This is a genomic window from Methylobacterium sp. E-025 (genome assembly GCF_022829705.1).
GTDB lineage: Bacteria > Pseudomonadota > Alphaproteobacteria > Rhizobiales > Beijerinckiaceae > Methylobacterium.
Genome location: NZ_JAKSYR010000120.1, coordinates 163,972 through 182,475, shown reverse-complemented (window position 1 = coordinate 182,475; position 18,504 = coordinate 163,972). Strand labels below are relative to the sequence as shown.

21 protein-coding genes are annotated in these 18,504 nt (G+C 70.9%); 15 read left to right on the top strand and 6 right to left on the bottom strand.

The window, feature by feature from the left end:
* Window positions 1-170: 170 nt before the first annotated feature.
* The 5 genes from bioD (at window position 171) to MKK64_RS18595 (ending at window position 5,163) form a co-directional block, all read left to right on the top strand.
* Entirely contained in the window at window positions 171-836 is a 666-nt protein-coding gene (gene bioD, locus MKK64_RS18615; RefSeq protein WP_243936351.1) for a dethiobiotin synthase, read from the top strand.
* A gap of 181 nt (window positions 837-1,017) precedes the next feature.
* Window positions 1,018-2,871: a potassium transporter Kup gene (locus tag MKK64_RS18610; RefSeq protein ID WP_243936401.1), complete on the top strand. Its 1,854-nt coding sequence runs from the start codon at window positions 1,018-1,020 to the stop codon at window positions 2,869-2,871.
* A gap of 245 nt (window positions 2,872-3,116) precedes the next feature.
* Window positions 3,117-3,329, top strand: a complete 213-nt coding sequence (locus MKK64_RS18605) for a CsbD family protein (RefSeq protein WP_147727207.1) — start codon at window positions 3,117-3,119, stop codon at window positions 3,327-3,329.
* Between the two features lie 103 nt (window positions 3,330-3,432).
* Window positions 3,433-3,816 (top strand): CsbD family protein, encoded by a 384-nt coding sequence (locus tag MKK64_RS18600; protein ID WP_243936400.1) that lies wholly within the window; start codon window positions 3,433-3,435, stop codon window positions 3,814-3,816.
* Between the two features lie 162 nt (window positions 3,817-3,978).
* Window positions 3,979-5,163: a complex I NDUFA9 subunit family protein gene (locus MKK64_RS18595; protein ID WP_243936350.1), complete on the top strand. Its 1,185-nt coding sequence runs from the start codon at window positions 3,979-3,981 to the stop codon at window positions 5,161-5,163.
* A 4-nt stretch (window positions 5,164-5,167) separates the two neighbouring features.
* Here MKK64_RS18595 and MKK64_RS18590 read toward each other — a convergent pair whose 3' ends face one another.
* Window positions 5,168-5,878: a sulfate transporter family protein gene (locus tag MKK64_RS18590; protein ID WP_243936349.1), complete on the bottom strand. Its 711-nt coding sequence runs from the start codon at window positions 5,876-5,878 to the stop codon at window positions 5,168-5,170.
* 166 nt (window positions 5,879-6,044) lie between these two features.
* Between MKK64_RS18590 and MKK64_RS18585 the strand changes: the two genes are divergently transcribed.
* Both MKK64_RS18585 and MKK64_RS18580 read left to right on the top strand, forming a co-directional pair.
* Entirely contained in the window at window positions 6,045-7,373 is a 1,329-nt protein-coding gene (locus MKK64_RS18585; protein ID WP_243936348.1) for a flavin monoamine oxidase family protein, read from the top strand.
* Window positions 7,374-7,468: 95 nt separating this feature from the next.
* Window positions 7,469-8,086, top strand: a complete 618-nt coding sequence (locus tag MKK64_RS18580; protein ID WP_243936347.1) for a Crp/Fnr family transcriptional regulator — start codon at window positions 7,469-7,471, stop codon at window positions 8,084-8,086.
* A 409-nt stretch (window positions 8,087-8,495) separates the two neighbouring features.
* Here the strand turns inward: MKK64_RS18580 and MKK64_RS18575 are convergent, their stop codons facing one another.
* Window positions 8,496-9,497: a 2-hydroxyacid dehydrogenase gene (locus tag MKK64_RS18575; RefSeq protein WP_243936346.1), complete on the bottom strand. Its 1,002-nt coding sequence runs from the start codon at window positions 9,495-9,497 to the stop codon at window positions 8,496-8,498.
* 240 nt (window positions 9,498-9,737) lie between these two features.
* On the opposite strand from MKK64_RS18575, the gene MKK64_RS18570 reads away from it, so the two are divergent.
* Window positions 9,738-10,313, top strand: a complete 576-nt coding sequence (locus MKK64_RS18570; protein WP_243936345.1) for an SH3 domain-containing protein — start codon at window positions 9,738-9,740, stop codon at window positions 10,311-10,313.
* A 61-nt stretch (window positions 10,314-10,374) separates the two neighbouring features.
* On the opposite strand, the gene irr is transcribed toward MKK64_RS18570, so the two are convergent.
* A complete protein-coding gene (gene irr, locus MKK64_RS18565) occupies window positions 10,375-10,887 on the bottom strand; it encodes a Fur family transcriptional regulator Irr (RefSeq protein ID WP_147727713.1) in 513 nt (170 codons plus the stop codon).
* A 264-nt stretch (window positions 10,888-11,151) separates the two neighbouring features.
* On the opposite strand from irr, the gene fabA reads away from it, so the two are divergent.
* The 3 genes from fabA to fabI all read left to right on the top strand — a co-directional run bounded on the left by fabA (window position 11,152) and on the right by fabI (window position 14,298).
* Window positions 11,152-11,679 (top strand): 3-hydroxyacyl-[acyl-carrier-protein] dehydratase FabA, encoded by a 528-nt coding sequence (gene fabA, locus MKK64_RS18560; RefSeq protein ID WP_147727714.1) that lies wholly within the window; start codon window positions 11,152-11,154, stop codon window positions 11,677-11,679.
* 141 nt (window positions 11,680-11,820) lie between these two features.
* The gene (fabB, locus tag MKK64_RS18555; protein ID WP_243936343.1) at window positions 11,821-13,047 is read left to right on the top strand and encodes a beta-ketoacyl-ACP synthase I; all 1,227 of its coding nucleotides are present in this window, start codon (window positions 11,821-11,823) and stop codon (window positions 13,045-13,047) included.
* Between the two features lie 420 nt (window positions 13,048-13,467).
* Entirely contained in the window at window positions 13,468-14,298 is an 831-nt protein-coding gene (gene fabI / locus MKK64_RS18550) for an enoyl-ACP reductase FabI (protein WP_243936342.1), read from the top strand.
* A gap of 96 nt (window positions 14,299-14,394) precedes the next feature.
* On the opposite strand, the gene MKK64_RS18545 is transcribed toward fabI, so the two are convergent.
* A complete protein-coding gene (locus MKK64_RS18545; protein WP_147841083.1) occupies window positions 14,395-14,643 on the bottom strand; it encodes a hypothetical protein in 249 nt (82 codons plus the stop codon).
* A gap of 68 nt (window positions 14,644-14,711) precedes the next feature.
* Here MKK64_RS18545 and MKK64_RS18540 point away from each other — a divergent pair, with 68 nt between their 5' ends.
* The 3 genes from MKK64_RS18540 to MKK64_RS18530 all read left to right on the top strand — a co-directional run bounded on the left by MKK64_RS18540 (window position 14,712) and on the right by MKK64_RS18530 (window position 16,816).
* Window positions 14,712-14,939 carry a hypothetical protein gene (locus MKK64_RS18540; RefSeq protein ID WP_243936341.1) on the top strand — a complete coding sequence of 76 codons (228 nt, stop codon included), beginning with the start codon at window positions 14,712-14,714 and terminating at the stop codon, window positions 14,937-14,939.
* A gap of 77 nt (window positions 14,940-15,016) precedes the next feature.
* A complete protein-coding gene (locus MKK64_RS18535) occupies window positions 15,017-15,256 on the top strand; it encodes a DUF2188 domain-containing protein (protein WP_147726267.1) in 240 nt (79 codons plus the stop codon).
* A gap of 24 nt (window positions 15,257-15,280) precedes the next feature.
* Window positions 15,281-16,816, top strand: coding sequence for a DUF6880 family protein (locus MKK64_RS18530; protein ID WP_243936340.1), 1,536 nt, complete (start codon window positions 15,281-15,283; stop codon window positions 16,814-16,816).
* 7 nt (window positions 16,817-16,823) lie between these two features.
* On the opposite strand, the gene MKK64_RS18525 is transcribed toward MKK64_RS18530, so the two are convergent.
* Together MKK64_RS18525 and MKK64_RS18520 are read right to left on the bottom strand one after the other, a co-directional pair.
* A complete protein-coding gene (locus MKK64_RS18525) occupies window positions 16,824-17,183 on the bottom strand; it encodes a DUF427 domain-containing protein (protein ID WP_147726268.1) in 360 nt (119 codons plus the stop codon).
* A complete protein-coding gene (locus tag MKK64_RS18520) occupies window positions 17,180-18,079 on the bottom strand; it encodes a methyltransferase domain-containing protein (protein WP_147841086.1) in 900 nt (299 codons plus the stop codon). The genes MKK64_RS18525 and MKK64_RS18520 overlap by 4 nt, the downstream gene beginning before the upstream one ends.
* Window positions 18,080-18,245: 166 nt before the next feature.
* On the opposite strand from MKK64_RS18520, the gene MKK64_RS18515 reads away from it, so the two are divergent.
* Window positions 18,246-18,470: a hypothetical protein gene (locus tag MKK64_RS18515; protein ID WP_147726270.1), complete on the top strand. Its 225-nt coding sequence runs from the start codon at window positions 18,246-18,248 to the stop codon at window positions 18,468-18,470.
* Window positions 18,471-18,504: the final 34 nt, after the last annotated feature.

Genomic DNA, 18,504 nt, shown 5'->3' with positions numbered 1-18,504 from the left:
TTGGGTTCTCGTTCAGGGGCGCTCCACCCGCCCCGTCATCCCGGGGCGCTGAAAGGCGGGCCCGGGATGACCTGGGATGGGATGTGCGGGCGACGTTTCGTTCGGCCTCGATCGATAGGCGGCGGACGGTCGCCATCGCGAGAACCGGTGCGCCGCGGGATCCATCATCCATGACGACCGTCTTCATCGCGGGCGCCGGCACCGAGATCGGCAAGACCTACGTCACCGCGGCGATCGTGCGGCGCCTGCGCGCCGACGGACGCGACGTGCGGGCGCTGAAGCCCGTCGCGAGCGGCGTGCCGCCGATGGGCGACCCGGATTTTTCCGGCAGCGATACGGCGCAGCTCCTGGCGGCCCAGGGGATCGCGGTCACGGCCGCCGCCGTCGCGGCCTGCTCGCCGTGGCGCTTCGCGGCGCCGCTCGCCCCCGACCAGGCGGCGGCTCTCGAGGGCCAAGCGCCCGTCCTCGAGGACATCGTCACGTGGTGCCTGGAGCGGATGGAGGCCGCGACGGGCACGCTGATCGTCGAGGGCGTCGGCGGCCTGATGAGCCCGGTGACCCAGGAGGCGACCGGCCTCGGCTGGCTGTGGTCGCTCGCCTGCCCGGCGATCCTCGTCTCGGGCAGCTATCTCGGGGCGATCAGCCACGCCCTGACCGCCTACGAGACCTGCCGGGCGGCCGACATCCCGGTCCTCGCCATCGTCGTCAACGAGAGCACCGGCGCGCCGACGCCGCCCGAGACGGTCGCCGAGGCGATCGCGCGCCACGCCGAGGTGCCGGTGATCGTCATCGCCCGGGATGCGCCCTGCCCCGATGCGCTCGCCGCCCTGATCTGACGTCGGGCCGACACACATTGACGCGATCGTCGGCGGCGATGCACGGTTCCGATGGACGGGCGCCGGGCGCCTGCTAGCGTCGCGCCGCGAAACGACGAGGGCGGGGCGTTCTGTGAGTGAGAGTCATGTCCGTGCGGAGGGGGGCGCTGAGCCCGCCGCCGCACGAAGGTTCCGCCCGGCCCTGCTGCTTGGGGCGCTCGGGGTAGTCTACGGCGACATCGGCACCAGCCCGCTCTACGCCTACAAGGAGGCGGTGCGGGCCGCCAGCGGCGGCGGCAACGCCGACCCCATCGCGGTGGTCGGCGCGGTCTCGCTGATCCTGTGGGCGCTGATCCTGATCGTCTCGCTGAAATACGCGGTGCTGATCCTGCGCGCCGACAATGCCGGCGAGGGCGGCATCGTCGCGATGCTGGCGCTGCTGGGCGCCCGCCATGCGAAGCCGCGCTCGTGGAAGGCGCTGCTGCTCGTCGTCGGGCTGATCGGCGCGGCGCTTCTCTACGGCGACGGCGCGATCACCCCGGCGATCTCGGTGCTCTCGGCGATCGAGGGCCTGAAGGTCGATGCGCCGGCGCTCGGCCGCTACGTCGTGCCGATCACGATCGCGATCCTCGTCGCCCTGTTCCTGGTGCAGAGCAAGGGCGTCGCCTTCATCGGGCGGATATTCGGGCCGGTGATGCTGCTGTGGTTCGTCGTCCTCACGCTGATGGGGATCGGCGGCATCCTGCACAAGCCGGAGATCCTGCAGGCGGCGAACCCCCTGAAGGCGGTGGAATTCCTGCTCCATGCCGGCTGGCACGTGAGCTTCGCGATGCTGGGCGCGGCCTTCCTCGCGGTCACCGGCGGCGAGGCGATGTATGCAGACCTCGGGCATTTCGGCGCCCGGCCGATCCGCGTGGCGTGGTTCGCCCTGGTGCTGCCGGCCCTGGTGATCAACTATTTCGGCCAGGGCGCGCTGCTGCTGGCCTCGCCGGACGCGATCGAGAACCCGTTCTACCGGCTCGCGCCGGGCTGGGCGCATTACCCGCTGATCGGGCTGGCGACGATGGCGACGGTGATCGCCTCGCAGGCGATCATCTCGGGTGTGTTCTCGCTGACCCAGCAATCGGTCCAGCTCGGCTTCCTGCCGCCGATGCACATCGTCCAGACCGCCTCGGAGGAGCGTGGGCAGATCTACGTGCCGGCGGTGAACTGGCTCCTCGCCGCCGCCACCATCGCCGCCGTCGTGATCTTCGAATCGTCCGACGCGCTCGCCGGCGCCTACGGCATTGCCGTGTCGCTGCTGATGGCGATCACCACGCTGCTCGCCGCGCTGATCGCCCGCCGATGGGGCTACAACCTCGTGGCGATCCTGGCGGTGAACGGCTTCTTCCTGCTGATCGACTTCGTCTTCCTTGGGGCCAACAGCGTGAAGCTGTTCGAGGGCGGCTGGTTTCCGCTGGTGCTCGCCGGCTTCGTCGCGCTGATGATGCTGACGTGGCGCAGGGGCAACCAGCTGGTCGAGGAGGCCCGCGTCGGCCTGCGCCAGCCCGAGGACGTGTTCCTGGCCTCGCTTCAGCACCAGGACCTGGTGCGGGTCCGCGGAACCGGCGTGTTCCTGTCGGCGGCGATGCACGGCATCCCGATGCACCTGTCGCGGTTCGTCGAGCGCAGCCACGCCCTGCCGGAGCGGGTGATGATTGTCTCCGCCCAGTACGAGGAGACCCCGACCGTGCCGCGCGAGGAGCGCAGCCACGTGACGATCCTCGCGCCCGACTTCTACCGGGTGACCCTGCGCTACGGCTTCATGGAGGAGGCCTCGATCCCCGATGGGCTGGCCTGCGCCGTCGAGCACCGCCGCCTGCCGCCGCAGATGCTCGACGACCTCACGGTCTTCATCGGCCACGAGACCATCATCCCGAAGAACGACGACCGCGGGATGCAGCCCTGGCGCGAGAGCCTCTACGCCTTCATGCAGCGCAACGCCGAGCGCACCGGCGCCTTCTTCGGCGTGCCGACGCGGCAGGTGGTGGAGGTGGGGACCGAGATCGAGATCTAGAAGAGGCACCGCGCGCCGGTGCCGAAGCGTCCCGCCGGGCGGCCTCATCCCCCCGCAGGATCGAGACGTCGGGCCGCGTATCGGGCCCGACCCGAGCGTCGGGCGATCACGCTTTCGCGCGTGGCGGGGGCATTTGGAACCATCATGGGCGCTTGCCGTTCGGACATCCCGACAGCGTTCGGTCACGCTTCGCGGCGTCGTCGCGAGGCCGGGCCGGGATCGCTGAGCACACAGGGAGCGTCCCGATGAGCAGCACCACGGACAAGATCAAGGGCCTCGCCAACGAGGCGGTCGGCAACGTCAAGCAGGGTGTCGGCAACGTCACCGGCAACGAGAAGCTGCAGGCCGAGGGCAAGGCGCAGGAGCTGAAGGGCGAAGCCCAGAAGACCGTCGGCGACGCCAAGGACGGCGTGAAGGGCGCGGCCCAGAAGGCCGCCGACGCCGTCAAGAAGATCTGATCCGTCCAGCGCTCGGCACCGGGGCGGCTGCGAGCCGGCCCCGGTGCCCATCCGCGAAGGCCGGCGCTGCCGGCCTTCGGATCACGATGCGAGGGACGAGATCATGAACCGGGATCGATTCGAAGGCGGCGTGCGCAACCTGCGCGGCCGCGCCAAGACCGCGATGGGTGCAGTCGGCGGGGATGCCGGACGCCAGCTCGACGGTGCCGTCGACCAGGCCGCGGGCGTTGCGCAGAACGCCTACGGCCGTGCGCGCGAGACCGCGCGGGACTGGCGTCGCGACGGTGAGCATTTCATCGACGAAGCGAGCGAGCGCGGCCGCGCCATCGCCGACGAGGCCGTGAGCCGCGGACGTCATTACCGCGGCCGGGCGGAGCACCATGGCCGCCACGTCGCGAAACGCGCCGAGGAGAACCAGGGCGCTACCCTGGCGATCGTCGCAGCCGCCGCATTCGGCCTTGGTTGGCTCCTGCGGAGCGATCGCTGATCCATTCGGGGACGGGCGGTACGCGCCTGCAGGATGCGACGTTCAAGATCGTCGTTTCGTCGCCCGCCCGGCGCGTGCGACCGGTAAAAATGGTCTAAGGAACGGCGGACCGGGGGTGGCGATGCCCCCGAGCCCGCAGGCCCCACAGACCGAGACGAGGCGATGACCGGCTCCAGCACTCCGAACACCGTCCTGCTGACCCCGTCCCTGACGCGGCCCGCTTCGCAGTTGGTCACCATCTTCGGCGGCTCGGGCTTCCTCGGCCGGCACGTGGTTCGGGCGCTGGCCAAGCGCGGCTACCGCATCCGGGTCGCCGTCCGCCGTCCCGATCTCGCCCTGTTCCTGCAGCCGCTCGGGAAGGTCGGCCAGATCATCGCCGTGCAGGCGAACCTGCGATACCCCGACTCGGTCGTGCGGGCGGTCGAGGGTGCGGACGTGGTGATCAACCTCGTCGGCATCCTTCAGGAAACCGGCGCCCAAAGCTTCTCGCGCCTCCAGGCCGAAGGCCCCGGCTTGATCGCGCGGGCGGCGGCCAAGGTCGGCGCCGCGATGATCCACGTGTCCGCGATCGGCGCCGACCCGAACTCCGAATCGCGCTATGCCCGCACCAAGGCCGAGGGCGAGGCCGCGGTGTTCGCCGCACGTCCCGACGCCGTCGTGTTCCGGCCCTCCCTGGTCTTCGGGCCGGGCGACAGCTTCTTCAACCGCTTCGCCAGCCTCGCCCGGTTCCTGCCGGTGCTGCCGCTGGCCGGGGCCGAGTCGCGCTTCCAGCCCGTCTTCGTCGGCGACGTCGCCGAGGCGATCGCGCTGGCCACCGACGGACGCGTGCCCGGCGGCAAGGTCTACGAGCTCGGCGGGCCCGAGGTCGCGACGCTGGATCACCTCGTGCGCTACATGCTCGACACGACGATGCGCAAGCGCATGGTGGTGTCGCTGCCGCTGCCGATCGCCAAGATCCAGGCCCGTGCCATGGAGATCGCCGACACCCTGACCTTCGGGCTGCTGCCGGCCGACCTCAAGCTCACCCGCGATCAGGTCGTTCTGCTGCAGAACGACAACGTCGTCTCGGAGGCCGCCAAGGCGGAGGGCCGCAGCTTCGAGGGGCTCGGCATCCAGCCGACCGCCGCCGAGGCGGTGGTGCCGGGCTATCTCTGGCGCTTCCGAGCCGCCGGGCAGTTCGCTAAGGGCCGCGGCACCGAGGAGCAGGCCGAGATACCCGACTCGATCGCGCCGACCCCGATGGGCGAGGGCTCGCAGCACCGTCCGATGCGGGCGTCCGGTCCGGCGATCGGGGCCGACGCCGGCGGCTCGCCCGGCATGGGCCGGCGCTGGGGCAGCCGGAGCTAGGCCGCTACCGGAGCCGTCCCTGCAGGGCGGGGGCCGGCAGGCGGTGCGCCAGCCGCTTGTGGACGTGGACCATCAGCGCGATGCCGAACAGCGGCGTCAGCAGGTTGAGCACCGGGACAACCATCATCCCGGCCAGCAGGCAGCCCGCCGCGATCGTCGTGCCCGAGAACGTCCGGCGCATCGCGCCGGCCTCCGCCAGCGGCCGGTAGCGGGCCGCGGCCATCTCGAAATACTCGCGCGACAGCAGGTAGGCGTTGGCGGCGAAGAAGGCCGCCAGCCCGATCACCGGCACGAAGAAGATGATCAGCGCAGCAAGGTTCACCACCAGGGTCAGGCCGGCGAAGCGCAGGGCGTAGAGCATCGCTGCGCCCCACGGCATCGGGCGGCCGGGCGGGTCGTCGGGGAAGTCGGTGCGCTCGACGATCTCGGCGGCGTCGTCGAGGAAGAACCCCGCCACCAGGATCGAGACCGCGGGCATCAGGTAGGCCAGCGCGACGAACAGCCCGAACCCGGCCAGGAAGTAGGCGAGGCTGTCGAGGATGGGGTAGGATTGCGAGATGTGGTGGCTCGCCTGGAACCACTGAATCAATCGCGTCAGCCCGAACCAGGCCAGCGCCAGGATGCCGAGCGTCAACCCGAGCGACTTCCACAGGATCGCGCGGAGCGGCGGGGAGAAGGTCTGGCGCAGGGCCGCGAGCGCCGCCTGGATGAGCATGCCGTGATCCCGTCTCCCGCCGCCGATCGGCGCATCGCGGTTGTGGTGTCCCGATCCGTCCGCCGCAAGAGCACCGCTTGCGTCTCGTCGGCCTCGGGCCGGCGGGTTGGCTGAAACGCGCGACGGACCCGGAATGAGAACGACGAGAAGGATCGCGATCCGCGCAATGACCTCGATGCACGAGACGGCACCTTCGCATGCCCGGTTCCGGCCGAGCGTCGCGCCCAGGCTCGCCCCGCTGCCCGCGGACCCGGACGTGATCGTGGTCGGCGCGGGCGCTGCCGGGATCGCCGCCGCGCGGACGCTGATCGCCGCCGGCCTGTCCGTCGCGGTGCTCGAGGCGCGCGACCGCGTCGGTGGGCGCACGGTCGCGACGATGCTGCGCGGCCATGCGGTCGACCTCGGGGCGCACTGGCTTCACGCGGGCCCGATCAACCCCCTCGTCCAATTGGGCTTCGAGCGCGGCGAGCCCCTGCGCCGGGCAGCCCAGGAGGGCCACGTCTGGGTCGGACGTCGCCCCGGGCGCCCGTCCGAGGTCGCGGCCTCCGCCCGGGCCTTCGACCGCGCCGACCGGGCGATGCATGCAGGCGCCGCCGCGGGCGGCCCGGACCGTGCGGCGGCGAGCGCCCTGCCCCGCGGCCTCGGCCCCTGGGGCGCCCGCGTCGCGCTGGTCCACGGTCTGGTGTCCGGACGGCCGCTGGAGGAGGTCTCGCTCAAGGATTTCCCGAGCATGGAATACGGCGACAACTACTTCGTCGCCGGCGGCTACGGCGGCTACCTCGCGCGGCTGGCCCAGGGGCTGCCGATCGCGCTCGACTGCCCCATCGCGTGCATCGACTGGACGGGAGCCGGCGTTCGCGTCACCACCGCGGACGGGCGGACCCTGAAGGCCCGCGCCGTGATCGTGACGGTGCCGATGATGGTGCTGCGCGACAGCGTCGCCTTCTCGCCGGCCCTGCCCGCGCCGATCCGTGCCGCGATCGACGGGTTCCGGGTCGGCATCTACGAGCACGCGGTGCTGCACTGGCCGTCGAGCCCGTTCCGCGGGCGGGACCGTCTCGCAAGCCTCTTCGGCGGACGCTTCAGCCCGCCGGGCCTGCTCACCCGCATCGACGGGACGCCGTTCCACTATTTCGAGCTCGACTCGGTCGGGGCCGCCGAGATCGATGCCGCCGGCACCGGCGAAGACGGTCTGCGCCGCCGCGTGCGCGCGACGCTGGCCGATCATTTCGGCGCCCGCCGCCTCCACGACCTGTCGATCCCCGCCGTGAGCGAATGGCGCCACGATCCCTGGTCGCGCGGCTCCTGGGCGTCGGTGCCGCCGGGCCACGCCGGCGCGCGCCGAACGCTGCACGCGGCGGTCGGCGAGCGGATCTGGTTCGCCGGCGAGGCGCTGTCGCGCGAGCAGTGGGGCACGACCGGGGGCGCCTATGCCGAGGGTGTGCGGGCGGCCGACGCCGTGGCGGAGCGTATCCGGATGGGCACAGCCGCGTGACGGGATGAGGCGGCGGCGCCGGATCGTCTTGCGGTCGAGCCTGAAACGCGATGCATCAGGGGACGGATGATCGCGATGCGGGAAGAGGCCGTCTGATGAATTGGGTCGAGGGCATCGGCTATCTCGGGACGGCGCTGACCATTTCGGCCTCGGCGATGAGCACGATGATCCCGCTGCGGATCATCTCGCTCGTGGCGAGCGCCGCGGTCATCACCTACGGCCTGCTGATCGGCAGCATGCCGGTGGTGCTGACGGAGGCGATCCAGATCCCGTTCAACGCCTGGCGGCTCTGGCAGATGGTCCGGCTGGTGCGCGACGTGGAGAAGGCCGCCGACGGCGACCTCTCCCTCGACTGGCTGAAGCCCTACGGCACGGAGCGGGCCTTCGCGGCCGGGGCATCGCTGTTCGCCAAGGGCGAGGCGGCGACGATGATGTACTACGTCGAGGCCGGCTGCTTCCGCATCCCGGAATACGGGATCGAGGTGCGGGTCGGCGGCATCGTCGGCGAGCTCGGCCTGCTCTCGCCGGGCAACAGGCGCACGGCCTCGCTAGTCTGCACCGAGGCCGGCCGGGCGCTGGAGGTGCCTTATTCCGCGGTCAAGCAGCTCTACTACCAGAACCCGGAATTCGGCTTCAGCTTCCTGAAGCTCACCAGCGAGCGGCTGTTCCAGAGCGCCGATGCGCGGGTCGCGGTGAGCGGCGACGTGGCCTGATCCGCGTCCGACCTGAGCGATCTTCGAGGATTCCGCGAAGCCGCCTCTAGGTGCGTCGTCCGAGAAGGCCGTGCAGGACCTCTCGCACGGCCGATCCCGCGGGCGGCGGGGCGGCCCAATCGGGGACCGGCCCCTCGTGAAGATGCCAGTCGCGGGACTGGAACCGGTCGCCGGCTCCTCCGATCAGACCGAGCCCGACGCACGGACGATGCTGCCCGGTGCCGATGCGGCCGGCGGCCCAGACGCGCTGCCACCGATCGCGGACCGTCAGGTCGGCATCGCACCAGCCGAGGCGCTCGCGGCCCATCACGGCGAAGATGCGCTCGGGCGACGCCCCCGCCGGGATCCGGACCCAGGCGGAGGCCGCGTTACGGCGCTCACCATCCCCATGCCGTGTCCCAACTCTGGCTCAGAGCATGCTGGGCAGGATCCGATCCGGCGGGCGGTGGCCGTCCATGAAAGTCTTGATGTTGATGATGACCTTCTCGCCCATGTCGATCCGGCTCTCGAACGTGGCCGAGCCCATATGCGGCAGCAGCACGACCTTGCCGGACTTTGCGAGCTTGATCAGGCGCGGGCTCACCGCGGGCTCCTGCTCGAACACGTCGAGGCCGGCCGCCGAGATCTCGCCGGCCTCGATCAGGCGGGCGAGCGCGTTCTCGTCGATCACTTCGCCGCGGGCGGTGTTCACGACGATCGCCTCGGGCTTGAGCAGCTTGAGGCGGCGGGCCGAAAGCAGATGGTAGGTGGCGGGCGTGTGCGGGCAGTTCACCGACACGATGTCGACGCGCGCCAGCATCTGGTCGAGCGATTCCCAGTAGGTCGCCTCCAGCCCGGCCTCGATCGCGGCCGGGACCCGGCGGCGGTTGTGGTAGTGGATCTGCAGGCCGAACGCCTTGGCGCGGCGGGCGAGCGCCTGCCCAATCCGGCCCATGCCGACGATGCCGAGGCGCTTGCCGGTGATGCGGCGCCCGAGCATCCAGGTCGGCGACCAGCCCGTGGTCCAGTCGTCGTCCGGAATGATGCGCGCGCCCTCGGGCACCCGCCGCGCGACGGCGAGGATCAGCGCCATGGTCATGTCGGCGGTGTCCTCGGTCAGGACGCCGGGCGTGTTGGTGACGGTGATGCCGCGCTCCAGCGCCCCGCCCACGTCGATGTGGTCGACGCCGTTGCCAAAATTGGCGATCAATCGCAGGTTCGGCCCGGCCTGGGCGAGGAGGCCGGCGTCGATCTTGTCGGTAACGGTCGGGACCAGCACGTCCGCCTCGCGCATCGCGGCGGCGATCCGATCGGACGAGAGCGGGGCGTCGTCGTGGTTCAGCCGCGCATCGAACAGCTCGCGCATCCGCGTCTCGACCGCGTCCGGCAGGCGTCGCGTCACGACGACGAGCGGCTTGCGCTTCAACGACATCTTCTCTCCCATCACCGGTTCGGGCAGGCCCGACACGAACGCCTCGCGCGGCGTCGACGCATCGTGGACCGGTCCCGTTCCCGGTTTCAAGCTCCGTTAACCGAGCTCCGCCAGACAGGAGCGGACGGCTTCCGGCCTCTCTACCAGAGGCAGGCCGGAACACAATCCGAAGTGCCGCGGCGGCACCAGCCCGCGGCGCAGGCGTTCTGTCGCCGACGCGCGAAGATCAGGAGATGGACGATGCGGCTGGCTCGGCTCTTCTTCGTGGGCGCCGCCCTCCTGGCGTCGCCCACCCTCACCCTGCCGGCTTCGATCGGGACGGCATGGGCCGCAGCGAGCGGTGGTCCCGAATCCGGAATCGGGCCCGTCACCAAGTTGCCGCTGCCGCGCTATGCCAGCCTGAAGACCGATCGCGTCAACCTGCGCGAGGGGCCCTCGAAGGATCACCGCACCCTGTGGGTGTTCCAGCGCGCCGGCATGCCGGTCGAGATCGTCGCCGAGTTCGAGACCTGGCGCCGCATCCGCGATTCGGAGGGGACCGAGGGTTGGGTCCTGCACTCGTTGCTCTCCGGCCGCCGGACCGCAATCGTCACCGCGTCCAAGGGCGCCGACAAGGCCGCGATCCCGCTGCGCGCGCGCGCCGACGACGGCGCCGAGGACGAGGCCCGCCTGGAGGCGGGCGTGATCGGCAGCGTGAAGACCTGCACCGGATTGTGGTGCCGCCTCGTCGTCGCCCTGCCCTCGAAGCACGACGTCGACGGCTACATCCACCAGGACCGCCTCTGGGGCGTCTACCCGAACGAGAAGGTCGACTAGAAAGAAAAGGGCCCGGTTCGCACCGGGCCCTTTTCTTGAGTCTGGAAGGTTCGGCGGCTGCTCAGCTCTGGCGGCGCGTGCCGGGCCGGCGGCGCAGGCGGACGATCACCTCGACGCCGGCGATCTCCATGCCTTCCGGCGCGTCGGGCAGCGATTCGACGGTGATGCCGCAATCGGGCATGTCCAGCACCTGCCCCTCGTCCTCGAGGAAGAAGTGGTGGTGCTCCGACGGGTTGGTGTCGAAGTAGGCCTTCGACCCGTCGAGGGCGAGCTGGCGCAGCAGGCCCGCCTCGGTGAACTGGTGAAGGGTGTTGTAGACCGTCGCCAGCGACACCGGGACCTTGGCGCGCATCGCCTCGTCGTAGAGCATTTCCGCCGTCAGATGGCGGTCGCCGCGCCCGAACAGCAGCCAACCGAGCGACAGGCGCTGGCGCGTCGGGCGCAGGCCGGCGCGCCGCAAACGGTCGCGCAGGTCCGAGAGCGGACAGCCACGGCGGGCGGCACCCGATGCATCCCCCGAAAGGGCCGGGATCCGGGCGTTGAGCGCGGCCTGTAGGGACAGCAGTTCGGACATCGGAGGGACTGAACGCTCGCGAGGGATGAAGAATTTCGCTTCCGTGTATATGGGAACGGTCGCCGGCTCGCAACACGCCGCGGTCGGCCCTCCCCCGCTCCGCGTGACGGTCGCATCGTTCGCGCCAGCTTGGAACCGGCTCCGCGCCTATGCTAACGAGGCCGCCGAGTGCGCGGTTCGCCCCGTGTACGGCACGCGTGCCGGCGCCGAAGCCGGCCCGGGCCCGCCGACCGAAGCTCGCGACACGAGGACCGACCCGCCTTCATGACGTCCGACACCGAACAGACCGCCCCCCGCGCCTCGCAGTATTCCTACGAGGACCTGCTCGCCTGCGGGCGCGGCGAACTCTTTGGCGCGGGCAACGCCCAGCTGCCGCTGCCGCCGATGCTGATGTTCGACCGCATCACCGAGATCGGTGCCGAGGGCGGCGCCCACGGCAAGGGCCTGGTGCGCGCCGAGTTCGACATCCGGCCCGACCTCTGGTTCTTCTCCTGCCACTTCAAGGGCGACCCGGTGATGCCGGGCTGCCTCGGGCTCGACGCCCTCTGGCAGCTCGTCGGCTTCCATCTCGGCTGGCTCGGTTCGCCCGGCCGCGGCCGGGCGCTCGGCGTCGGCGAGGTCAAGTTCACGGACCAGGTCCTGCCGACGGTCAAGCAGGTGGTCTACGGCGTCGACCTGCGTCGGGTCCGGACCGGCAAGCTCGTCCTCGGCATCGCCGACGGATGGCTGGAAGCCGACGGCAAGCGGATCTACGAGGCCAAGGACCTGCGCGTCGCGTTGTTCCAGAGCTGAGCGGCGGACCTGATTCCGACGCGTCTCGCGCAACGAGGCGCGTCCTCGCCGGTTGGAAACAGGCCGGCGGCATCCTAGCTGACGAGGAAGCGTGACGTTCGCCCCATCCGGGGGGGCGTCGCCGTGGAGACGAGTTCTTTCATGCGCCGTGTCGTCGTCACCGGGATGGGCATCGTCTCATCCATCGGAAACAACACCCAGGAAGTGCTCGCCTCGCTCCGCGAAGGGCGGTCCGGGATCACGCGCGATGGGTCCCACGCCGAGCACGGCTTCCGCAGCCAGGTCTCCGGCCGGCCCGACCTCGACCCTGAGGGCATCGTCGACCGCCGCGCCATGCGCTTCCACGGCGGCGGCAGCGCCTGGAACCACGTCGCGATGGATCAGGCGATCCGCGATTCGGGTCTCGAAGCCGCCGACGTCTCTAACGAGCGCACCGGCATCATCATGGGCTCGGGCGGTCCCTCGACCCGCGTGATCGTGGAATCGGCGGCGATCGCCCGCGAGAAGGGCCCCAAGCGGGTCGGCCCGTTCGCGGTGCCGAAGGCGATGTCCTCGACCGCGTCGGCGACGCTGGCGACCTGGTTCAAGATCAAGGGCGTCAACTACTCGATCGCCTCCGCCTGCGCGACGTCGAACCATTGCATCGGCAACGCCGCCGAGATCATCCAGGGCGGCCGCCAGGACATCATCTTCGCCGGCGGCTGCGAGGATCTCGACTGGACGCTCTCCGTCCTGTTCGACGCGATGGGCGCGATGTCCTCGAAGTTCAACGCGACGCCCGAGCGGGCCTCGCGCGCCTACGACGCGAACCGCGACGGCTTCGTCATCGCGGGCGGCGCCGGCGTGCTCGTGCTCGAGGAATACGAGCACGCCAAGGCGCGCGGCGCGCGGATCTACGGCGAGATCGCCGGCTACGGCGCGACCTCGGACGGGTACGACATGGTGGCGCCGTCCGGCGAGGGCGCGGTGCGCTGCATGCGCCAGGCGATGGAAGGCCTGAAGGGCGCACCGATCGACTACATCAACCCGCACGCCACCTCCACGCCGGTGGGCGACGAGAAGGAGATCGAGGCGATCCGCGAGGTCTTCGGCCGCGGCGAGGCCTGCCCGCCGATCGCGGCGACGAAGTCTCTCACCGGCCACTCGCTCGGCGCCACCGGCGTCCAGGAAGCGATCTACGCCCTGCTGATGATGAACAACGGCTTCATCAGCGCGAGCGCGCACATCGACGAGCTCGATCCCGCCTTCGCCGATATGCCGATCCTGCGCGAGCGCCGGGACGGGGCCAAGCTCGGGCACGTGCTGTCGAACTCGTTCGGTTTCGGCGGCACCAACGCGACCCTGGTGCTGAAGAACGTCGACGCCTGACGCGTCGAGCAAGACCTGCGATCCTCCCCCGGCGGCGACCGACACGGCATTCGGGAACGATCCGCGGCGAAAGGGATCGTTAACCACCGGAACCCATGCTTCCGGTTCCGGTTTCGTCGGAAAGCCATGCCTGGGAGCGACGCGCGCATGACCTTCGTCCTGATCGGATTCGTGCTGGCTGCGGTGATCGTCGGCTCGGCCGGCATCTACGCCAAGCAGGCGCTGATCGACGACGCCAAGGCCCAGACGCGCGGCTACTTCTAGCGCGAACGCCCCCTTCGGCCGTCATCGAGCCCCGCCGGATGGCGGGGCTTTCGTTTTTTCCTCGTTGCCGATTGGACAGCGCCGCCCCCCGCGCCTAAGCGTCGGTCCCTGTCTACTGCGCCCGGAGAGGCGCATCGCTCGGGAGTGACGGATCGGATGACGGGTTTGATGGCGGGCAAGCGCGGCCTGATCATGGGCGTGGCCAACGACCACTCGATCGGCTGGGGCATCGCCAGAACCCTGCATCAGCACGGTGCGAAGCTTGCCTTCACCTATCAGGGCGATGCCCTCGGCAAGCGCGTCACGCCGCTCGCCGCCCGGCTCGATTCCGATATCGTCCTGCCCTGCGACGTGGAAGACCTCGCCTCCGTGGACGCGACCTTCGCGGCCCTGGACGAGCGCTTCGGCGGCACCCTCGATTTCGTCGTCCACGCCATCGGCTTTTCCGACAAGGCGCAGCTGAAGGGTCGCTACGTCGACGTGACCACCCGCGAGAACTTCTCGCGGACCATGACGATCTCGTGCTTCTCGTTCACCGAGATCGCGCAGCGGGCGGCCAAGCGCATGCGCGAGGGCGGCTCGCTCCTGACGCTGACCTACGGCGGCTCCACCCGCGTGATGCCGAATTACAACGTGATGGGCGTGGCCAAGGCCGCGCTCGAGGCGTCCGTGCGCTACCTCGCCACCGATCTCGGCCCGGACGGCATCCGGGTGAACGCCCTGTCGGCTGGGCCGATGCGGACGCTGGCCGGCGCCGGAATCGCCGACGCGCGCCTGATGTTCAACCACCAGAGGGCACATGCGCCGCTGCGGCGCACCGTGACGCTCGACGATGTCGGCGGCTCGGCGCTCTACCTGCTGTCCGACCTCTCCGGCGGCGTCACCGGCGAGATCCACTTCGTCGATTCCGGCTACAACATCATCTCGATGCCGCGGCCCGACGTGCTGCAGGCGCAGGACGAGGCCGGCGTCGTCGGCGACGCCTGAGACGCCTTCGTCAGCGCGTCACGGCGATCAGGCCGATCACCAGGCTCGCCAGCAGCAGGATCAGGTGGATTCCGACGCCGTCGGCGAGCCACGCGCTCATTCCGGGATACGGCCCGGGGGCAGCAACCCGGGCTCGCGCACGGGGCGGCGGACCGCGCGGCGCTCGCGCCGCTCGATGACCGCCCGCGGCGGCGGGGCGGACGGGTAGTTCGACGCGAACGGATTCGACGGGACGCCCGATCCGGTGAGCCCCAGCGTGCTTCCGGCGTAGCCCGTGCCCTGCGCCAGGGCCGGAAGCGAACCGGCCGCGAGGATCGCGGCGGCGAGCGTTGTGCGGTAGGGCATCGATATCCTTCGTCTTGTGGCTCTCGTCAGATAGGGCTGCGGCGGCTCGGGCGGGAACGGAAAACGTCATGGAACCGCATCGGATCGAGCGCGACGGCACGACCTACGACGTCACCTTCGAGCGTGCGCCCGAAGGCTGGGTCGCCCGCATCCGCCGGACGAGCGACGGCGCGGTGCACGTCGTCGCCTTCGCCGACGGCGTGGGCTACGCGGCGGACGACCCACGCGGCTCGCTGATCGCCGGTTGCGAGGCGGCGATCGAACGGCTGCCGTGGGGCGTCCCGACCAGGCACTGATCGCCCGGTCGGCGGAACCTGCGCTTCGCCCCCGTGTTCGCGCTGGACAGATCCTATTCTCAAGACCGGAGTTTTCGATGTCCGAAGTCACCTATCACGTCGTCGAGCACGATGGCGGATACGCCTACAAGGTCGGCGACGTCTTCTCGGAGACCTTTCCGAGCCGCGACGAGGCCCTCCAGGCGGCACAGGCCGCCGCGGCCGAGCAGCAGGTGCCGGGCTCGACCGAGGGCATCCGCTATCAGGACGGTGCCGGCGCGTGGCACGACGAGACCGCGCGCGGCGACGACCGCCCGACCGCGAAGGTCGCGGACTGATCGAGACCCGTCCCGCGTCGAACGATGGCACGCAAGGCGACCTCGGTGCCGCGGAAGCCGAAGACCGAACCGGAACCGGACGTCGTGCCGGTTCTGGCGAAGCTGCCGAAGGGTGCACGCCGAACGACGCCGTCCCGTGAGACGCTCGCCGCCCTCGCCCCCGATCGGCTCATCGGCCTGATCCTCGCCGAGACCGCCCGCAACGCCGCGTTCAAGAAGCTCGTGAGCGCGGCGCTCGCCTCCCTGCAGGGGCCGGAAGCGGTCGCGGCGATCGTCGACCGGCGGCTGACCGCCCTGGAGGGCGCCCGCGGCTTCATCGACTGGCAGAAGCGCCGGGCGTTCACCACGGATCTCGGCGCGATGGTCACGGTGATCCTCACCGAGCTCGCGCCGCTCGATCGCATGGCGGCTCTCGAACGTCTGGTGCGCTTCCTCGGCGGCGCCGACGCGGTGCTCAACCGCGTGGACGACGGTTCGGGCGCGATCCAGGCGATCTACGAGCGCGCTTCGGATGCCGTGGTCGAGATTGCCGCAGAGCTCGAGCCGGACGAGGCCGGGCGGTTCGCGCTGACGCTGATCCCGCGCTTCGTCGCCGACCCCTACGGGCCGTTCGGCGTGCTGATCCGCGATCTGGTCCCGCGCCTCCCCGCTGCCGCCCTCGCCTCGCTCGATGCGAAGCTCGCCGAGGCGGCGGACACGAAGCATCGGGCCGCGGATGCACCGAACGGGCCCGCGGCCTCGCGAGCCGATCTCCGCCACGGGAACATCCTGCGCGTCCGTCAGGACATCGCCGACCGGCGCGGCGACGTCGCGGCCTACATCGCGCTCGAGCAAGCGATCATGCCCGGCCGTCCCGACGGGACCGAGATCGCAGGGCGCCTGCTCGCGGCCGGGCGGGCCGCCGAGGCGCTGGATTGGATCCGCCGCCCGAAATCATCGCGGAGCGGCGTGATCACCCGCGCGATGCTCGCGACCGGAGATGCGGCGCTCGACGGCCCGGACCGCGAGCGGATCGGGCTGGAGATCCGCATCCTCGATGCGCTCGACCGACGCGAGGAGGCTCAGGCTCTGCGCTGGCAGGGGTTCGAAGCGACGCTCGACGCCGACATGCTCCGCGCGCACATCGCCAAGCTCCCGGATTTCGAGGACGAGGAGGTGCTGGAGCGCGCCCTCGACCACGTCGCCCGGCACGACGATGCCCATCGCGCGCTGGCCTTCCTGGTGGCGTGGCCGAGCCTCGACCGCGCGGCGCGCCTCGTCTTCGATCGCCGCGCGGAGTGGCGGAGCGAGGCCTATCGCCTGCTCGGTCTGGCGGCGGAGGCGCTGGAGCCCGATCATCCGGCCGCGGCGACGCTGCTGCTGCGCCGGATGATCGACGACATCCTCCGGGACGGACGCAGCAGCGCCTACCCCTATGCCGCCCGCCACCTCGCCGCCCTCGACGGAATGGCGCCGCGCCTGGCGCCGGGATCGATCGATCCGCCGCCCGAGGCCTACCGCACCGGCCTGCGGACGGCGCATGGACGCAAGCACGGGTTCTGGTCGCTCGTGCCGGCGTGAGGCCGAATCACACCGTCTCGATCGCGTCGACGCGGTCCGGGTAGAAGGCGAGATGCCCTGCGATCTCGGCGACCGCCGGAAACGGCGCCTCGTAGCTCCAGACCGCGTCGGGACGCGATGCGTCGCCGACCGCGAGGCTGAAGTAGCTCGCATCGCCCTTGTACGGGCAGTGGCTGGTCCGCGCCGACTTCGTGAAACGCGAGAGGTCGGCATCGCTGCGCGGAATGTAGAGAACCGGAGGGTACGACGCTTCCTTGAGGGAAAGCACCCGCTCGCTCTCGGCGACGGCGACGCCGTCGAGCATCACCCGGACGCGGCCCGGATGCGGCGTGATGGTGATCGGATGGTCGGGGCCGGGTTGCTTCATCGCGGAATCCTCTCGGTCGGGTTCAACTCGATGGTGCCGAGGGCGTCGGCGAGCCGTGCCTTCGCGCTGCCGGGCTTCAGCGGGACCTGCTGACTCGCATGCGGCGCCCAGCCGGTGAGCCACAGGATCTCGAAGCTGGCGCGAAGCCGCCCGTCCGCGTCGGCGAAGCGCGACGCGTAGATGTCCGCCATCCGCATCAGCGTCGCCCGCCGCAGGGGCGTGCGGCGGCGCTCGACCAGCGCGTTGGTCAGGCCCATGGCGCGCAGGTCCCGCATCAGGGAAAACGGGTCTGCGTAGCGCACCGTCACGGTCTCGGTGTCGGCGACCGGCAGGGCGAAGCCGGCGCGCTGCAGCAGGGCGCCGGCCTCGCGCACCTCGGCGAACGGCGCGACCCGCGGGCTGACGCCGCCCTCGACCTCGCTCTCGGCCTGGGCGAAGCTCGCCCGCAGCTCGTTCAAGGTGGCGCCGCCGAGCAGGCAGCCGAGGAACAGCCCGTCGGGGCGAAGCGAACGGCGGAGCTGCACCAGCGTCCCGGGAAGATCGTTGACGCCCTGGAGCGCCAGCAGCGACACGGCGAGGTCGAAACCCTCGGGCGCGGCCGGCAGCGCCTCGGGGTCGGCGACCGCCTGCCGGACGCCGGGCACGGCCCGGTCCAGGATCGGCGCGAGGCGTAGGACCGTCGCGTCGGGGTAACGCGCCGACAGGACGCGCGCGGCCGCCGCGGTCGGCGTCGCGAGATCGAGGCTTCGGGTGAAGTCGCGCAGCACCGCGCCGAGGCGATCGTCGAGATCCTCCGCGACACGGGCAATCAGGAAATCGGCAAAGCCCGCACGCTGCGCCCGCGCCAGGCGTCGGCGGGCGAGGACGGTGTCGAACAGGGGCGAAGGCGCTGTCATCTGCCCCATCACATGGCGCTCGGATCGCTGTCTTGCCAGCGGCGCGATCGACGGGTGGCGAGGCCCGGACGACGATCACACTTCTGAGAGGGTGGAACGGGAACGGGGCGTCGCCGTTCCTGGTCAGTTCCATCGGCCGCTCGGCCGCGTACCGGAGTCCCATGCCATGATCCGCTTCCTGTCCGGGGCCGCGCTGGCCCTCTCGATCGTCGCTTTCGGCTCGGCCGCCGATGCCAAGGGTTGCATCAAGGGCGCCATCGTCGGCGGGATCGCCGGGCACTATGCCGGCCATCATGGGCTCGTCGGCGCTGCGGCCGGCTGCGCCATCGGCCGCCATCGCGCGAATGCCGAGGCCCGCCGCAACGATCAGACCGCGCCGACGACGCGCTGAGGCGCGCTCCCGATCGCGTCGACGCGGCGGACGG

Coding starts and splice junctions, on each gene's coding strand:
- MKK64_RS18520 (WP_147841086.1), bottom strand. CDS start 18,079: ATGACAGCGCCTTCGCCCCTGTTCGACACCGTCCTCGCCCGCCGACGC.
- MKK64_RS18525 (WP_147726268.1), bottom strand. CDS start 17,183: ATGAAGCAACCCGGCCCCGACCATCCGATCACCATCACGCCGCATCCG.
- MKK64_RS18535 (WP_147726267.1), top strand. CDS start 15,017: ATGTCCGAAGTCACCTATCACGTCGTCGAGCACGATGGCGGATACGCC.
- MKK64_RS18595 (WP_243936350.1), top strand. CDS start 3,979: ATGACCGGCTCCAGCACTCCGAACACCGTCCTGCTGACCCCGTCCCTG.
- fabB (WP_243936343.1), top strand. CDS start 11,821: ATGCGCCGTGTCGTCGTCACCGGGATGGGCATCGTCTCATCCATCGGA.
- irr (WP_147727713.1), bottom strand. CDS start 10,887: ATGTCCGAACTGCTGTCCCTACAGGCCGCGCTCAACGCCCGGATCCCG.
- MKK64_RS18530 (WP_243936340.1), top strand. CDS start 15,281: ATGGCACGCAAGGCGACCTCGGTGCCGCGGAAGCCGAAGACCGAACCG.
- bioD (WP_243936351.1), top strand. CDS start 171: ATGACGACCGTCTTCATCGCGGGCGCCGGCACCGAGATCGGCAAGACC.
- MKK64_RS18545 (WP_147841083.1), bottom strand. CDS start 14,643: ATGCCCTACCGCACAACGCTCGCCGCCGCGATCCTCGCGGCCGGTTCG.
- MKK64_RS18580 (WP_243936347.1), top strand. CDS start 7,469: ATGAATTGGGTCGAGGGCATCGGCTATCTCGGGACGGCGCTGACCATT.
- fabA (WP_147727714.1), top strand. CDS start 11,152: ATGACGTCCGACACCGAACAGACCGCCCCCCGCGCCTCGCAGTATTCC.
- MKK64_RS18590 (WP_243936349.1), bottom strand. CDS start 5,878: ATGCTCATCCAGGCGGCGCTCGCGGCCCTGCGCCAGACCTTCTCCCCG.
- MKK64_RS18570 (WP_243936345.1), top strand. CDS start 9,738: ATGCGGCTGGCTCGGCTCTTCTTCGTGGGCGCCGCCCTCCTGGCGTCG.
- MKK64_RS18515 (WP_147726270.1), top strand. CDS start 18,246: ATGATCCGCTTCCTGTCCGGGGCCGCGCTGGCCCTCTCGATCGTCGCT.
- MKK64_RS18540 (WP_243936341.1), top strand. CDS start 14,712: ATGGAACCGCATCGGATCGAGCGCGACGGCACGACCTACGACGTCACC.
- MKK64_RS18575 (WP_243936346.1), bottom strand. CDS start 9,497: ATGTCGTTGAAGCGCAAGCCGCTCGTCGTCGTGACGCGACGCCTGCCG.
- MKK64_RS18605 (WP_147727207.1), top strand. CDS start 3,117: ATGAGCAGCACCACGGACAAGATCAAGGGCCTCGCCAACGAGGCGGTC.
- MKK64_RS18600 (WP_243936400.1), top strand. CDS start 3,433: ATGAACCGGGATCGATTCGAAGGCGGCGTGCGCAACCTGCGCGGCCGC.
- MKK64_RS18585 (WP_243936348.1), top strand. CDS start 6,045: ATGACCTCGATGCACGAGACGGCACCTTCGCATGCCCGGTTCCGGCCG.
- fabI (WP_243936342.1), top strand. CDS start 13,468: ATGACGGGTTTGATGGCGGGCAAGCGCGGCCTGATCATGGGCGTGGCC.